The organism is Sphingobium sp. CFD-2 (genome assembly GCF_024611135.1).
GTDB classification, from domain to species: Bacteria; Pseudomonadota; Alphaproteobacteria; order Sphingomonadales; family Sphingomonadaceae; genus Sphingobium; species Sphingobium fuliginis.
Window position 1 is genome coordinate 318,015 of sequence record NZ_CP084405.1, and the last position, 14,764, is coordinate 332,778.

A 14,764-nucleotide genomic window follows, 5' to 3' on the forward strand; every position below is an offset into this window, starting at 1 on the left:
TGCACTTAAAGGGCTTCGGCGCCCGAGATGATTTCGACGAGTTCGGTGGTGATCGCGGCCTGACGGCTGCGGTTGTACTGAATGGTCAGCTTGTTGATGAGGTCGCCGGCGTTGCGGGTCGCATTGTCCATGGCGGTCATCGACGCGCCCTGTTCGGACGCATTGTTTTCCAGCAGCGCCTTGAATATCTGCACCGTGACGTTGCGCGGCAGCAGGTCGTCGAGGATCGCTTCCTCGCTCGGTTCATATTCCACCGTCGCGCCGATGGCGTTGCGGTCGGCGTCGGCCGGGATCTTCACCGGAATGATCTGCTGCTCGGTCGGGATCTGGGCGAGCGCCGACTTGAAGCGCGAGAAAAAGAGATGCGCGACGTCGAACTTGCCGTTCAGATACATGTCGGTCAGTTCGCGGGCGATCTCCTCTGCCTGCGCATAGCCCGGTTCCTTGACGCCGGTGGTGTCGAACTGGGCGACGATCATGCCGGGGAAGGTGCGGTTGATGACCGGACGGCCCTTGCGGCCGATCAGGTAAAAGCGGACGGTCTTGCCTTGCTGGATCAGTTCGTCCGCCTTGGAGCGGGCGGCCTTGACGATGTTGGCGTTGAACGCGCCGGCAAGGCCACGGTCCGAATTGGCGACGACCAGCAGATGGACATCGTCCTTACCGGTGCCGGCCAGCAGCGGGGAGGCGCCTTCGCCCGAACCCCCTGCGATCTTCGAGGCGAGGCTGGCGACGACCGCTTCCAGGCGGCTGGAATAGGGGCGGGCGGCTTCGGCGGCGGCCTGCGCCTTGCGCAGCTTCGCGGCGGCGACCATCTGCTTGGCCTTGGTGATCTTCTGGGTCGATTTGACCGACCCGATGCGCAGCTTCAGTTCCTTGAGGCTAGCCATAGTTCAAACATTCCGAGCAAGGGCCAGACGGCCCGCGAGACCAAAGAAACCGACGCCCATGGCGCCTTCGAACCAGCGCATCGCGCTGCTCTGCCCGACCTTGCGCCCCGCCTTGGTGGCGAGGATCGCGAGAAGGGCGCACCAGAAGAAACCCAGTCCATAGACGATCGCGATCAGCAGCATGCCCTGCCATGGTGCGTCCGGACCGGTGCCGACGAACTGCGGCAGCGCGGCCAGGAAGAAGATCGCGACCTTCGGGTTCAGCACGGTGCTGATGAATCCCTGCGCGAAGGGCGATCCGCCGATCCGCAGCCTGGGCGCTTCCGATGCGGGCGACGGCTTCACCGCGCCGCGCAGCATCGAAAGGCCGAGCCATGCGAGATAGATCGCGCCCGCGATCTTCACCGCCATGAAGAGGCCCGGCACGGCGTTCAACACGCTGAGGAAGCCGAAGCCGCAGAGCGCCATGTAGAACAGCCCGCCAAGCTGGATGCCGCCGATCGCCGCCATTCCCGCCCTCAGCCCGCGCCGCGCCGCGTGACCAGCCACCAGCATGGTGTCCGGTCCCGGCAGCAGCACCAGACCGATTGACATCACGGTCCAGGCGAGGAGGGAATGGGCGGTGAGCATTGCGAACTAGCGGTTCTCTTCCTTTTTCACCCGTCATCCCCGTGGGGGGGCCATCTCCCTTGCGTTGCGTCTGGGCGCTCGGTCGGGAGATGGGTTCCCGCTTTCGCGGGAATGACGGGGTGGTGCGTTATGCGAAGGTCTTGCCGAACGAGTCCAGCGCGGCCTTCAGCTTCGCCTTGGGCTCGTCGCCCAGATCCTTGCTGTCGCGGATGGCGGCCAGCACCTCGGGATGGTCGTGGCGCAGATAGGCGAGCATCAGCTCTTCATAGCGCGTCACGTCCTTGACCGGGATGCTGTCCAGATAGCCATTGGTGCCCGCGAAGATCGACGCCGTCTGCTCTTCGAAGGGCAGGGGCGAGAACTGGGCCTGCTTGAGCAGTTCGGTCAGGCGCGCACCGCGGTTCAGCAGCTTCTGGGTCGAAGCGTCGAGGTCCGAGCCGAACTGGGCGAAGGCCGCCATTTCGCGATACTGGGCCAGCTCCAGCTTGATCGAGCCGGAAACCTTCTTCATCGCCTTGGTCTGCGCGGCGGAGCCGACGCGCGACACCGACAGGCCGACGTTGATGGCCGGACGGATGCCCTGATAGAAGAGGTTTGTTTCGAGGAAGATCTGGCCGTCGGTGATCGAGATCACGTTGGTCGGAATATAGGCCGACACGTCGCCCGCCTGCGTTTCGATGATGGGCAGCGCGGTCAGCGAGCCGGCGCCGTTGGCGTCGTTCATCTTCGCGGCGCGCTCCAGCAGGCGGCTGTGCAGGTAGAAGACGTCGCCCGGATAGGCTTCGCGGCCCGGAGGACGGCGCAGCAGCAGCGACATCTGGCGATAGGCGACGGCCTGCTTGGAAAGGTCGTCATAGACGATCACGGCATGCATGCCGTTGTCGCGGAAGAATTCGCCCATGGTGACGCCGGTGTAAGGGGCGAGATACTGGAGCGGAGCGGGTTCCGAGGCGGTCGCGGCGACGACGATCGAATATTCCATCGCGCCATTTTCTTCGAGCTGCTTGACGATCTGCGCGACGGTCGAGCGCTTCTGGCCGACGGCGACGTAGATGCAGTAGAGCTTCTTGCTCTCATCGTCGCCCGCGTTGATGCCCTTCTGGTTGATGAAGGTGTCGATCGCGACGGCGGTCTTGCCGGTCTGGCGGTCGCCGATGATCAGCTCGCGCTGGCCACGGCCGACGGGGACGAGGGCGTCGATCGCCTTGAGGCCGGTCTGCACGGGTTCGTGCACCGACTTGCGGGGAATGATGCCCGGCGCCTTGACTTCGACGCGCTTGCGTTCGGTGTACTGGATCGGGCCCTTGCCGTCGATCGGGTTGCCGAGGCCGTCGACCACGCGGCCAAGCAGGCCCTTGCCGACGGGCACGTCCACGATGGTGCCGGTGCGCTTGACGGTGTCGCCTTCCTTGATCTCGGCATCCGAGCCGAAGATCACGACGCCGACATTGTCGGCTTCCAGGTTGAGCGCCATGCCCTGCACGCCATTGGCGAACTCGACCATTTCGCCCGCCTGGACGTTGTCGAGGCCATGGACACGGGCGATGCCGTCACCCACGGTCAGCACGGAACCGACTTCGCTCACCTGCGCTTCGGTGCCGAAATTGGCTATCTGGTCCTTGATGACCTTCGAAATTTCTGCGGCGTTGATATCCATGTTCAGCCTTTCAGCCTTTCATCGCGTGGGCGAGACTATTCAAACGGGTGCGGATGGAGGAATCGATCATCTGGCTGCCGATCTTGACGACCAGCCCGCCCAGGATCGCGGGATCGACCTTGGCATCGAGCGCGACGTCGCGGCCGACGCGGGCGCGCAGGCCCTGTTGCAGGGCGTTGACCTGTCCGGCGTCGAGCGGATGGGCGCTCGTCACTTCGGCGCGAACCTCGCCCTTGTGATTCGACAGCAGCGTCTCATAGGCGCGGATGATCGCGGGCAGCTGGGAAAGGCGGCGGTTCTGCGCCAGCACGCCCAGGAAATTCGTCGTCAGCGGGTCGAGGCCCATGGAGGATGCGACGGCGGCGATCGTCTTACCCGCTGCGTCGCGGCTGAGGACGGGGCTGTTCACCAGGCCCTTGAAATCGGCCGATTCGGCTAGTGCCGCCTTGAGCGCAGCCAAGCTCGCCGCGACGGTGTCGAGCGTCTTGCCGTCGCGGGCCAGATCGAACAGCGCCACCGCATAGCGGCCGCTGAGGCTGGCCTGAATACCGCCGGTCGTCTCCACGCGCTTACCGTCCTCCACTTGATTCTGGCATTTTGAATTGCCGGTCATGCAAAAAGGGGGCGCGGTTCTGTCCGTCCCGGTCCCCTGTTGGGGGGCCGGTTAGCAGTGGGATTGTGACTATGCAAGCCATGGAACGCGATTCGACCGTCAGTATGAAATCATCGCGATTTGACTGAGTTTTTATATGGGACGAATCGTTGGTCGCCGCCCCGCTTTTATTTCCCCTCGGGGGTGAGCCGACCCTTTTGGCAATGGTAGACGATCCGTTCATTGGGTTGGGCCGGAAGCAGAGCGGCGAGATCGTTCTGCAGCGTGGCGATTTTCCCCAGCAGGGCAGAATCGCTCCCGCAGCCCTTGATCGCGCCGCCGCCCAGCGCGCGGGCCTTTGCCATGGTGTCGATGTCGGGCAGCCAGCGCTGGACCCGAAGCGTGCCCGTTGCCGGATCGAAGCGGCTGACGGTCACGAAATTATGGTCGTCGGGAACGGCCGCGCGCTGCCAGCCGGTGCCGGAGGAGACATATTGGGTGTCGCCGTCGACGCAGCCTCCCTCCGCCCAGTGGAATCCGATGTCATTGGGTTGGGATATGGTGAGCCGGCTGCGATTCACGTCCACCCGGCAGACATTGTCGCCGGCCCAGGCATAGGCGTTGTTGCCCATGACGTTCGCGTCCTGCGGCAGTTCGATGCGTTCTTCGATACTGGAGAAGCTGGGCTTCAGGAAGAACAGTCCGATCGCCGCGAACAGCAGGACGCCGCCGCCCGCCAGCCACCAGGTGGCGCGCCGTTCCCGGCCCTGGCTGTAGAACAGGCCGCCTGCGCCGAGGCCGAGCACCGCCAGCGCCAGCAGCACGGCGGCGCCCGCCATCGCATTTTCCCGGGCGGAAATGACGTCGCGTTCGGCCGTGTCGCGGGCCTTGTCCAGCGCGGCTTCGCGAGCGTCCGCGCGGGCGCGTTCGGATTGCTCGCTCCGCGCTTCCTCCCGCTGGGCGAGGGCGGCTTCGGCGGCGTCCGCCTCCGCCATCGAGCGGCAGGGAACGACGGTGTGCAGCGACGATATGCCGGCCTGCCGCAGGAAGGAGGCGACTTCCCGCCAGGACACGGCGAAGCCGAACTCCGCATCATTGCCGTCGGAGACCGATCCGAAACTGTTGACCCCCAGCACCCGGCCGCAATCGTCGACCAACGGCCCGCCGCTATTGCCTGCGGCCAGCGGCGCGGTGTGCAGCACCGTATCGAAATTCTGGCTGGCCCTGCCTGAGGACACAGTGCCGCTGGTCTTCACCGTGCCGAGCGGTTCCACCAGTTGCTTGAGGCCAAGGCCCTGCGCGCGGTCCACCGTGCCGGGATAGCCGATGGCGGTGACATGCTGCCCGTCGCTCACCGCCCCGGCGTAGAAGGTGCTGACCGGCAGGCTGCCTTCCTCCAACTGGATCAGCGCCAGGTCGTTGCCGGGCGAGAAGGCGATGATCCGGCCGCCATAGGTCTTTGTCCCCTCCGAAGGGATGACGCCGATGACAAGGTCCTTCTCCTCCCGCGTCAGTTCGACCACATGGGCGTTGGTGATGATCTTGTCCGGCGCGACCGCGAAGCCGCTGCCATGGCCCACGAAATAGGCGTCGGAGCCGTTGGTCGCGACCAGCACGACGCGGACAACGCCGCGGGCGGCGGCTGCGATGTCCTGCTGTTCGGCATGCGCGCCGGAGGGCCCGGCAAGAGCCAGGAGCGCGGCCAGAACAGGGGCGAGGCGACGGAATAGTGCGACCATGGTTGGCGGCATTCATATGCGATGGTGGGATTGAGGCAATGCGCAAAAAAGCGTGGAGCCGCTTTTTGAGCGCAAGCGGCGGGAAGGCTGATGCGTCGGGCGCGGCTATCCCTTATTCATGACCGAGATGAGACAGCCCGAAGCCCCGATCCACGCCATGCCGGACGCAGATGCCTGCTGGGACGCCTTTCTGGGGCGCGACCGGAGCTTCGACGGGCGGTTCGTGGGCGCTGTGCTGACCACCGGCATCTATTGCAAGCCGAGCTGCGCGGCGCGGCATCCCCGGCGGGAGAATATGATCTTCCTTGCCGACCCGGAGGCAGCGCGGGCGGCGGGTTTCCGCGCCTGCCTGCGCTGCCGCCCCGACGAGGTCGGGCGCGACCGGCTGGCGGTGGAGGCGGCCATCGCCTTCATCGCTGCCGCCGAGACCCCGCCCTCGCTGGAGGAGGTGGCGGCGCATGCGGGCTATGCGCCGCATCATTTCCACCGGCTGTTCAAGCGCGAAACGGGGATGACGCCGGCCGCCTATGCCCGATCGCTGCGCACCGAACGGCTGAAAAGCGCGCTGGAGGAGGGGAGCAGCGTCACCGGCGCGATCTATGAGGCGGGCTATAATGCGCCCAGCCGCGCCTATGCCGATGCGGAACGGCATCTGGGCATGACGCCCAGCGCCTGGAAGGATGGCGGGCGGGGCGTGGCGATTCGCCATGCGGTGGTGCAGACCGGCCTGGGGCCAGCGCTGGTCGCGGGGACCGAGCGGGGGCTTTGCCGGATCAGCTTCGACGAGGATGAGGCGGATTTGCGCCGGCGCTTCCCCAAGGCGGAGATCCTGCCCGCCGACGAGGGGCTTTCGGCCCTGGCGGCGCAGGTCGTGCGGTTGATCGACGATCCGTCGGAGCCGCCGGACTTGCCGATGGATGTGTGTGGGACGGCGTTTCAGCAGGCGATATGGGCGGCCTTGCGCGCGATCCCGCCGGGGGAGACGCGCACCTATGGCGAAATTGCGGCGGCCATCGGCAGGCCAGGCGCCGTGCGGGCCGCCGGGACGGCTTGCGGCGACAACAATCTGGCCGTGCTGATCCCTTGCCATCGAGTGTTGCGGAGCGATGGGAGCCTGGGCGGATACGCCTATGGCACGCCGCGCAAGCAGGCCCTGCTGGAGCGCGAAAGCCGGGGCTGAAACCACGCTTTTCGCTTTTCTTTCAGCAGACTGTCGGCCATGAGTGCCGCCGGGGTTCAACGCCGTTGCAGGGGGTGGCGTGACGATTCGGGTGTTGAAGGGGCTGCTGCTCCTGGCGGGCGCGTTGGCGATCATGCCGGGTACGGCGCAGGCGGCGTGGTTGCAGGCGAACAGCCGGCATTTCACCATCATGAGCGACGGCAGCGAAGCCAGGCTGCATGAATTTGCCGAGAAGCTGGAAAAATTCGACGGCCTGTTGCGCCGCGTGACCGGCGTCGACGATCCGGAGGCGGGCAGCCCGGTCCATGTCTATCTTCTGTCCAACGACGCCAAGGTGAAGGCGCTGGCGCGCAATCCCAATATCGGCGGTTTCTACACGACGTCGGATCGCTTCGCTTATGCCGTCCTGGCGCGGGGCGCGAAGACGAGCGATTATGATGTGGGTGCCGAGGACATATTGTTCCACGAATATACCCATCATTTCATGCTGCATCATTTCCCGGCGGCTTATCCGGCGTGGTATGTGGAGGGTTTCGCGGAATTTTTCTCCGCCGTGAAATTCCCCAAGGACGGGTCGATCCAGTTCGGCCGCATCCCGATGGCGCGGGCGCCCACGCTGGTGCAGGATTCGCCCTATCCGCTGAAGGACCTGTTCGCCCGCGATACGGACGGGCTGGGGCTGCGGGACGGAGATCGCTATTATGGCACGGCCTGGCTGCTCACCCATTATTTCCAGTATAAGGCCGACCGGCGGGCGGAAATCAGCCATTATCTGAAGGATCTGGCGGCCGGCGTGCCGGATATGAAGCTGGATGGCTATTTTGCCGGGGGCGTCGAGGGGCTGGAAAAGGACCTGAAGGCCTATATGCGCCGTCCCTTGTCGGCATCGCGGCTCGATCCCAGCGCAGTGACGGTGGGAGCCATCGCGATCGGCCCGGTCGATCCGGCGCAGGGTGCGCTGATCGAGGATGAATTGCGGCTGATGAACCATCCCCGCACCGAAGATTTGCCCGACATCGTCCGTGCGATCCGCGCCACCGCCGCCAAATTCCCGTCCAGCGCCTATGCGCTGGCGCTGCTGGCGGAGGCGGAGTGGGAGGCGGAGGAGAAGGCCGCGGCGCTGGCCGACGCCGATCGCGCGATCGCGCTCGATCCCGGACTGTCGCGGGCCTATAGCGCGCGGGCGCGGGCATTGCTGGAGCGGGCGCAGGACGATGACAAGGAGGAGGATTGGAAGGCTGCGCTGAAGGCCATCGTCAAGGCGAATCGCGCGGATACGGAAGACCCGGTGCCGCTGGCGCTGTTCTACCGCTATCATGCGATGAAGGGCGGGCTGATGCCGGACATCGGCTATGACGGCCTGGCCAAGGCCTTTCTGCTGCTGCCGCAAAGCCCGGAATATCGGATGACCTATGTGCAGGCCCTCGCATTCCGGGGGGACTATGCCAAGGCATCCCAACTGCTCGACCCGCTGGCCTATTCGCCGCACCCCTCCGGCACGCGCGACGCCGCGCTGGCCCTCAAGAAGCGCTTCGATGCCGAGGCCGCTAGGAAGAAAAGCCCTTCAACCGCTCCATGATCGCGCGGCGCTGGGCCTTGCTCATCCCTGCCCAGCGTCGGATTTCGTCCGTCGTCCGTCCGCAACCGGTGCAGATCCGCCCGGGCTTGTCGAGCTTGCAGATGTTGACGCAGGGGCTTTCCATGGGTGTTCGGGCCATCACATGAAGCTGTACGGGTCGACGTCGACCGCCACCCTTGTGCCTGATTTCCAGCTGAGGTTGCCCAGCCATTCCCGGATCGCGTCCTGCACGTCGACCTGCCGCGTCGCGTGGATCAGCAGGCGGTGGCGGTGCCGCCCGCGCAGCACGGAAAGCGGGGCCGGGGCGGGTCCGTAGACGCGCATCCCCTCGATCGAGGGCGCGGACTTGCCGATCAGCCGCGCGACCTCGGCGGCTTCGTCCGCATCCTCGCTGGACACGATGATCGCGGCGAAGCGGCCGAAGGGCGGGGCGTTGGCGTGGCGGCGATTCTCCGTCTCCACCTCGTAGAAGCGCTCTGCATCGCCTGCGATCAGGGCCTTGATGACCTCTGCCTCCGGCATGCGGGTCTGGATGAAGACGCGGCCCGGTTTCTGCCCGCGCCCGGCGCGTCCGGCGACCTGCACGATCTGCTGGAAGGTGCGTTCCGACGCGCGCAGGTCGCCGCCTTCGAGGCCCAGATCGGCATCGATCACGCCCACCAGCGTCAGGTTGGGGAAGTGATAGCCCTTGGTGACGAGTTGCGTGCCGATGATGATGTCGACGGCGCCCGCCTCCACCGACTTCACGAATTCCGCGACCTTGGCGGGCGACCAGAGCGTGTCGGAGGTGACGATGGCGGTGCGCGCATTGGGCCAGAGCGCCTTCACCTCGTCGGCGATGCGCTCCACGCCGGGACCGCAGGCGACCAGCGAATCCTCCTCCTTGCATTCCGGGCAGAAGCGCGGGGCGGGGATGACATGGCCGCAATGGTGGCAGGCAAGGCGGTGGGTCAGCCGGTGCTCGACCATCCAGGCGGTGCAATTGGGGCATTGGAAGCGATAGCCGCAATGACGGCAGAGCGTCAGCGGCGCATAGCCCCGGCGGTTGAGGAAAAGCAGGCTCTGCTCGCCCTTTTCCATCGTCTCGTCGATGGCGCGGACCAGCGGCGGCGCGATCCAGCGGCCACGCTCCGGCGGGTCGGTGAGCAGGTTGATGCCCTCTATGTCCGGCATGGCCGCGCCGCCGAAGCGGGAAGGCAGCTTGATTTCCCTGTAGCGGCCAAGCTCGACCTGATGCCGCGTCTCTATGGCGGGGGTGGCGGAGGCGAGGATGACCGGGAATTTCTCGATGAGGCCGCGCATCACCGCCACGTCGCGGGCATGATAGTGGACGCCATCCTCCTGCTTGAAGCTCGCCTCATGCGCTTCGTCCACCACGATCAGGCCCAGATTGGGATAGGGCAGGAACAGGGCGGAGCGGGCGCCGACCACCACCGACGCCTCGCCCGCCGCGATCGCCCGCCAGGCGCGCCGCCGCTCGCTCTGGCGCAGGCCGCTGTGCCAGTTGACGGGGACCGTGCCGAAGCGCTTTTCGAAACGTTCCAGAAAGGGCTCGGTCAGCGCGATTTCGGGGAGCAGCACCAGCACCTGCCGTCCCTCGCGGATAGCGGCGGCGATAGCTTCGAAATAGACTTCCGTCTTGCCCGATCCGGTCACGCCGTCGAGCAGGAAGGGGGCGAAGGCCCGTTCCCTGACCGCTTCGATGAACTGGTCGGCGGCCGCGCCTTGCCCATCGGACAGCAGCGGCGGGGCATGATCGGGATTCGGCATGGGGAAGGGGGTGTCGACGCTGACCTCCACCGCTTCGAAGGCGCCCGCCTTGATGAGGCCGCGGATCACCGCGTCGCTGACTCCCCCGATCATCGCCAGCTCGCGGATCAGCCCCTGCCGCTCGCCGATGCGCTCCATCGCCTGGGTGCGCTGTTCGGTCATGCGGTCAGGAAGGTCGCCCGTGGCGCGATATTCGATGACGGTGCGCGCGCCCTCCAGCGCCGCCATGGATGCCAGCGTCATGCGCAGCACGGCGGCGATGGGGGCGAGATAATAATCCGCCGTCCACTCGATCAGGCGGCGCAGCGTCTCCGGCACCGGGGGCGCGTCGACCGGGCCGACGATGTTGCGCAGGCGGTTGTCGCCCACCGTCTCGATTTCGGGAAAGCTGTCCTCGTCCCACACCACGCCGACGATCTGGCGCGGACCCAGCGGCGCGACGACGATGCTGCCGGGCTTGACGTTCATCCCATGCGGCACGCGATAGTCCAGCGGCCCCAGGGCGGCGTTCAGCAGGATGACACGGGCGCGCGAACTCATTGCCCTCTCCCTAATGGCAGGGGCGGTTGAGGCAAGCCCTGGAGCGCGTCAGATTTTCCAGCTCAATGTCAGCCAGGGGATGTGCGCCACCGCATCCGGGCGGCCGTCGCGGAACGTCTGCTGCCGCATATAGAGCAATTGCGCGTCCAGCGCCCTGGCGATCGGATGGCGCAGGCCGATCTGGTTGCGCATCACGGCAAGGCCCGGCCTGTCGCCGGGGCGGGCGCGGTTCAGGTGGAACATCAGCTCGGCCGCCGCGATCAGCGTCCACCGTTTCGCCGCATCCAGCGGCACCGAAGCCTGCATCCGTTGTCGCAGCCGCCAGCTTGCCCTGTCGGTGGTATCGAAAAAGCGCTGTTCGATGCGGGTGCGGCTCATCCAGATGCCTTTCGTCAGCGTCACCTGCTGGAACAGCCGCATTTCCTGTTCCGGTTCGGAGCGGAAAAAGGCGACGCCGCCGCCGATCTGCACCGCCCCGGCGACGCGATGGTCGATCAGGACGCGCACCGTCTGCTGCCCGCCATTGGAGGATGCCTGGCGGAAGCGCTGGCTGAGGTCGAGCGACACAAGGTCCGAATCGCTTGCCTGCACGACCAGCGATTCGGTCGTCCACAGTTGATTTTCCTGGCTGGCGGCGAAGGCGGGCGAGGCGGCCAGGAGGCCGACGGAGATCAGCGCGTCCGATATGTGGCGGGGACGCTGGCGGCGGGGCATGGATCGGTCCTTTGGAAAGGTGCCGCCGTCATAATGTTGCGCCGGGCGGAAGGTAAAGGGGCAGCCTCCGGCAATAATGGCTAATCCGTCATGGAGCCGCTAAAGGAAACGCGATTCGTCCCTTCCTCTGCCGGAGCAGATCCATGAAGTTCTTCGTCGACACCGCCGACACCAATGAAATCCGCGAACTCGCCGCCACCGGCCTGCTGGACGGCGTCACCACCAACCCCTCGCTGATCCACAAGTCGGGCCGCAAGTTCCTGGAGGTGGTGGAGGAAATCTGCGGCATCGTGGAAGGCCCCGTGTCGGCGGAGGTCGTCGCGCTCGACCATGAGACGATGATGAAGGAAGCCGCGGTCTTGCGGAAGATCGCCGGCAATGTCTGCATCAAGGTGCCGCTGACGATCGATGGCCTCAAGACCTGCAAGGCGCTGACTGGGGATGGCGTGATGGTGAACGTCACCCTCTGCTTCTCGGCCAATCAGGCGCTGCTGGCGGCCAAGGCGGGCGCGACCTTCATCTCGCCCTTCGTCGGGCGACATGACGACAATGGCTTCGACGGCATGAAGCTGATCGAGGACATTCGCCTGATCTACGACAATTATTCCTTCGCCACGGAAATCCTGGTCGCAAGCGTGCGTCACCCGATCCATGTGCTGGAAAGCGCGAAGATCGGCGCCGACGTGATGACCGCGCCGCCGTCCGTCATCAAGGCGCTGTTCAACCATGTGCTGACCGAGAAGGGCATTGCCGGCTTCCTGGCGGACTGGGAAAAGACCGGCCAGTCGGTCCTCTGATCCGAGTTGGGGGTTTGAGGAAGGGCGCGCAGGCCGGTCCTGCGCGCCTTTTTTGTCGCAACCTTCGCCGGGGAGCGTCATTCTCCTGCGCAAAGGAGAGGCACGATGTTCGTCGCGGTCTATTGGTGGCGCGTTCACCCCGGCAAGGAGGATCAGTTCCGCAAGGCCTGGCGCCGGGGAACCGACCTGATCCGCGAAAAATATGGCAGCTACGGTTCACGCCTGCATCGCGATGCCGACGGGCGCTTCGTCGGCTATGCCGAATGGCCGGACGAAGCGAGCTGGCGCGCGGCTTTCGATCAGAAGATGGTCTATGACGATCCCGAGACGCGCGCCGCCTTCGTCGACGCCATAGCGGAGGTGCCGCCGGACGCCGATCCCATCTTCACCATGACGGTGACCGACGACCTGCTGTTGCGTTCAGCGGAGGGGCGTGGCGGCGGCGACTGACCGATCGGACTAGGCGCGCCTCCCTTGCGCGTCCCTTCCTTGCGTCTTCCAGCCAGCCCCCTAACACCTTTGACCCTGGCGGCTGTCCCGATGCGCCGATGCGCCGGTCGAGACAGGCTCTATCACCATCAGCGCCTGCCAGATCCCGGAAAAGAGGAGGGAAAGCATCGCCGCCAGCGCATCCTGTCCGGCCTTGCCCGCGCCGACCGCGCTGGAGGCCAGCCCGTCCGTTGCCTATCGGCGCGACATCGATGGGCTGCGCGCATTGGCGGTGCTGCCGGTGCTGTTCTATCATGTCCGCCTCTGGCCCTTTTCCGGAGGTTTCATTGGCGTCGACATCTTCTTCGTCATCTCCGGCTATCTGATCGCCTCGATCATTGCGCGGGAGCTGGCGGAAGGCCGGTTCAGCCTCACCGATTTCTATGTGCGGCGCATCCGCCGGATATTCCCCGCCCTGTTCGCGACCATCGCCGTCACCATCATCGCCGGCAGCCAGATCCTGCTGCCGCTGGACTATCGCGCGCTTGGCCTGAGCGCCGCGGCGACGGTGCTGTTCGCCAGCAACCTCCATTTCGCGCGGCATAGCGGCTATTTCGGCAGCGCCGCGGAAGAAGCGCCGCTGCTGCACACATGGTCGCTGGCGGTGGAGGAGCAATTCTACATCCTCTTCCCGCTGCTGATGCTGTGTGCCTTTCGGGCGGGCGGGCGGACGCGGCTCCTGCTGGGGGTGGCGGCGCTTCTGTCCTTCGCCACGGCGCTGCTGCTGATCGACCGTGCGCCGGTGCTGGCCTTCTACCTTCCCTTTCCCCGCGCCTGGGAGTTGCTGGCGGGCGCGTTGCTGGCGACGGATATGCTGCCGCCGCTGCGGAACCGTTGGGCGGCGCAGCTCTGCGCGCTGGCGGGGGTGGCGTCGATCGGCTGGGCGCTGTTCGGCTTTTCCAGCGCGACGGCCTTTCCGGGGCTGAACGCGCTTTACCCGGTGCTGGGGGCGCTACTGATCCTGCATGCGGGGCAGAGCGGGTCGGCGGTCAGCCATCTGCTGGGCGGCGCGATGCCCGTGGCGGTCGGCCGCATCTCCTATTCGCTCTATCTGTGGCACTGGCCGCTTGTCGTCTTCTGGACCTATCGCACGGACGGCGACTGGCGGTTGCGGGAGCAGTTGCTCATCATCCTGCTCTCACTCCTCCTCGCCGCTTTCTCCTGGCGCTTCATCGAGGAGCCGTTCCGCCGGGCCCGTCGCTTCACGGCAGGCCGCGCCTTCGCGCTCGCCGGCGCGATGATGGCGGCGGGGTGCGGAGCGGGCGCGCTGCTCTACCTGTCCGGCGGCCTGCCTGCGCGAGTGGCGCCCTCCGTCGCCGCGCTCGATGCGGCGAGCCGGAGCATGGCCTATCTGCCGGAGCGCTGTTCGGGCATGGCGGCGGTGCGGCACCGGGCGCTGTGCGCGGTGGGCGCGCATAACGGCACGGCGCCCAGTTTCCTGCTCTGGGGCGATTCCCACGCCCATGCGCTGAAACCCGCATTCGATCAGGCAGGCGATGCGCTGGGTCTGTCCGGACGGATCGCATCCTATCCTGCCTGCCCCACCCTGCTGGGGCTGGATCGGCTGGACCAGCCCGCCAGCCATGATTGCAGCGCCTTCAACGCGCAGGTGCTGGCGATGCTGCGCGACAGTCCGACGATCCACACGGTCTTCCTGGTGTCCCGCTGGGGTCTGTGCGCCAACGGACGCCGCCCCGAAGGCGGCACGCCCTGCTATCTCGGCCGGGACGGGAATGACGACCGGAGCCTCAAGCGCGACGCTTTGCTGTTTCGCGCGGGGCTGAAGGAAACGGTGCGGACACTGACCGGCATGGGCAAGCGGGTCATATTGGTCGCGCCCATTCCGGAATTCCGCCGCAACGTGCCGGAAAGCCTTGCGCGGGCGGAACTCTACAGCGAACCGGCGCAACTGGACCTGCCGCTGGCGGATTATCTGCGGCGGCAGCGCGACGTGTTCGGCGCCTTTGACGAGATGCGGCGGCGCTTCGCGGCCGGCGTCGTCTATCCGCACCGCCTGCTCTGCGGCACCGGCCATTGCGCGACGATGATGCATGGCGTGCCGCTTTATTCCGACGACGACCATCTGTCGCGGCAGGGCAGCCTGCTGCTGAGCGGCATGGTCCATGAAGCGATGCGGCCGATCCGGGAACGGGCCGGCCGCCCCGAAAAGCGCTGAACTGGCGGAAA

At 66.2% G+C, this 14,764-nt stretch carries 13 protein-coding genes; 5 read left to right on the forward strand and 8 right to left on the reverse strand.

The features are described 5' to 3' along the window. Positions 1–5: 5 nt before the first annotated feature. From LDB29_RS01465 to LDB29_RS01485, 5 genes are all read right to left on the reverse strand, one after another. Entirely contained in the window at positions 6–890 is an 885-nt protein-coding gene (locus LDB29_RS01465) for a F0F1 ATP synthase subunit gamma (protein WP_025551229.1), read from the reverse strand. 3 nt (positions 891–893) lie between these two features. Continuing rightward, complete coding sequence (locus LDB29_RS01470; protein ID WP_025551227.1) at positions 894–1,520, reverse strand: LysE family translocator; 627 nt, start codon at positions 1,518–1,520, stop codon at positions 894–896. Between the two features lie 127 nt (positions 1,521–1,647). Then, positions 1,648–3,177 carry a F0F1 ATP synthase subunit alpha gene (atpA, locus tag LDB29_RS01475; RefSeq protein WP_044661763.1) on the reverse strand — a complete coding sequence of 510 codons (1,530 nt, stop codon included), beginning with the start codon at positions 3,175–3,177 and terminating at the stop codon, positions 1,648–1,650. A gap of 10 nt (positions 3,178–3,187) precedes the next feature. Then, positions 3,188–3,742, reverse strand: a complete 555-nt coding sequence (locus LDB29_RS01480) for a F0F1 ATP synthase subunit delta (protein WP_025551226.1) — start codon at positions 3,740–3,742, stop codon at positions 3,188–3,190. Positions 3,743–3,957: 215 nt separating this feature from the next. Continuing rightward, a complete protein-coding gene (locus LDB29_RS01485) occupies positions 3,958–5,508 on the reverse strand; it encodes a S1C family serine protease (protein WP_025551224.1) in 1,551 nt (516 codons plus the stop codon). A gap of 118 nt (positions 5,509–5,626) precedes the next feature. Here LDB29_RS01485 and ada point away from each other — a divergent pair, with 118 nt between their 5' ends. Beyond that, positions 5,627–6,688, forward strand: coding sequence for a bifunctional DNA-binding transcriptional regulator/O6-methylguanine-DNA methyltransferase Ada (ada, locus tag LDB29_RS01490; RefSeq protein WP_048576179.1), 1,062 nt, complete (start codon positions 5,627–5,629; stop codon positions 6,686–6,688). A 133-nt stretch (positions 6,689–6,821) separates the two neighbouring features. Next, positions 6,822–8,267: a M48 family metallopeptidase gene (locus tag LDB29_RS01495; RefSeq protein WP_052816772.1), complete on the forward strand. Its 1,446-nt coding sequence runs from the start codon at positions 6,822–6,824 to the stop codon at positions 8,265–8,267. Here LDB29_RS01495 and LDB29_RS29265 read toward each other — a convergent pair. The 3 genes from LDB29_RS29265 to LDB29_RS01510 are packed head-to-tail and all read right to left on the reverse strand — an operon-like array spanning position 8,236 to position 11,291. Continuing rightward, positions 8,236–8,478: a DUF1289 domain-containing protein gene (locus LDB29_RS29265; RefSeq protein WP_306812478.1), complete on the reverse strand. Its 243-nt coding sequence runs from the start codon at positions 8,476–8,478 to the stop codon at positions 8,236–8,238. The two genes, LDB29_RS01495 and LDB29_RS29265, sit on opposite strands and share 32 nt — an antisense overlap. After that, positions 8,406–10,577 carry a primosomal protein N' gene (locus LDB29_RS01505; RefSeq protein WP_099186344.1) on the reverse strand — a complete coding sequence of 724 codons (2,172 nt, stop codon included), beginning with the start codon at positions 10,575–10,577 and terminating at the stop codon, positions 8,406–8,408. The genes LDB29_RS29265 and LDB29_RS01505 overlap by 73 nt, the downstream gene beginning before the upstream one ends. Before the next feature lie 48 nt (positions 10,578–10,625). Continuing rightward, positions 10,626–11,291: a DUF2490 domain-containing protein gene (locus LDB29_RS01510; RefSeq protein WP_025550463.1), complete on the reverse strand. Its 666-nt coding sequence runs from the start codon at positions 11,289–11,291 to the stop codon at positions 10,626–10,628. A 143-nt stretch (positions 11,292–11,434) separates the two neighbouring features. Here LDB29_RS01510 and fsa point away from each other — a divergent pair, with 143 nt between their 5' ends. The 3 genes from fsa (at position 11,435) to LDB29_RS01525 (ending at position 14,753) form a co-directional block, all read left to right on the forward strand. Continuing rightward, positions 11,435–12,088, forward strand: a complete 654-nt coding sequence (gene fsa / locus LDB29_RS01515) for a fructose-6-phosphate aldolase (protein WP_025550461.1) — start codon at positions 11,435–11,437, stop codon at positions 12,086–12,088. A 105-nt stretch (positions 12,089–12,193) separates the two neighbouring features. Continuing rightward, positions 12,194–12,538 carry an antibiotic biosynthesis monooxygenase gene (locus LDB29_RS01520; protein ID WP_025550459.1) on the forward strand — a complete coding sequence of 115 codons (345 nt, stop codon included), beginning with the start codon at positions 12,194–12,196 and terminating at the stop codon, positions 12,536–12,538. Between the two features lie 193 nt (positions 12,539–12,731). Continuing rightward, the gene (locus tag LDB29_RS01525) at positions 12,732–14,753 is read left to right on the forward strand and encodes an acyltransferase family protein (RefSeq protein WP_257555800.1); all 2,022 of its coding nucleotides are present in this window, start codon (positions 12,732–12,734) and stop codon (positions 14,751–14,753) included. The last annotated feature ends 11 nt before the right edge of the window (positions 14,754–14,764 follow it).

Bases quoted from the DNA above. Each gene is read 5' to 3' on its own strand.
- LDB29_RS01465 (WP_025551229.1), bottom strand. From the start codon at position 890: ATGGCTAGCCTCAAGGAACTGAAGCTGCGCATCGGGTCGGTCAAATCG.
- LDB29_RS01470 (WP_025551227.1), bottom strand. From the start codon at position 1,520: ATGCTCACCGCCCATTCCCTCCTCGCCTGGACCGTGATGTCAATCGGT.
- atpA (WP_044661763.1), bottom strand. From the start codon at position 3,177: ATGGATATCAACGCCGCAGAAATTTCGAAGGTCATCAAGGACCAGATA.
- LDB29_RS01485 (WP_025551224.1), bottom strand. From the start codon at position 5,508: ATGGTCGCACTATTCCGTCGCCTCGCCCCTGTTCTGGCCGCGCTCCTG.
- ada (WP_048576179.1), top strand. From the start codon at position 5,627: ATGACCGAGATGAGACAGCCCGAAGCCCCGATCCACGCCATGCCGGAC.
- LDB29_RS01495 (WP_052816772.1), top strand. From the start codon at position 6,822: ATGCCGGGTACGGCGCAGGCGGCGTGGTTGCAGGCGAACAGCCGGCAT.
- LDB29_RS29265 (WP_306812478.1), bottom strand. From the start codon at position 8,478: ATGGCTGGGCAACCTCAGCTGGAAATCAGGCACAAGGGTGGCGGTCGA.
- LDB29_RS01505 (WP_099186344.1), bottom strand. From the start codon at position 10,577: ATGAGTTCGCGCGCCCGTGTCATCCTGCTGAACGCCGCCCTGGGGCCG.
- LDB29_RS01510 (WP_025550463.1), bottom strand. From the start codon at position 11,291: ATGCCCCGCCGCCAGCGTCCCCGCCACATATCGGACGCGCTGATCTCC.
- fsa (WP_025550461.1), top strand. From the start codon at position 11,435: ATGAAGTTCTTCGTCGACACCGCCGACACCAATGAAATCCGCGAACTC.
- LDB29_RS01520 (WP_025550459.1), top strand. From the start codon at position 12,194: ATGTTCGTCGCGGTCTATTGGTGGCGCGTTCACCCCGGCAAGGAGGAT.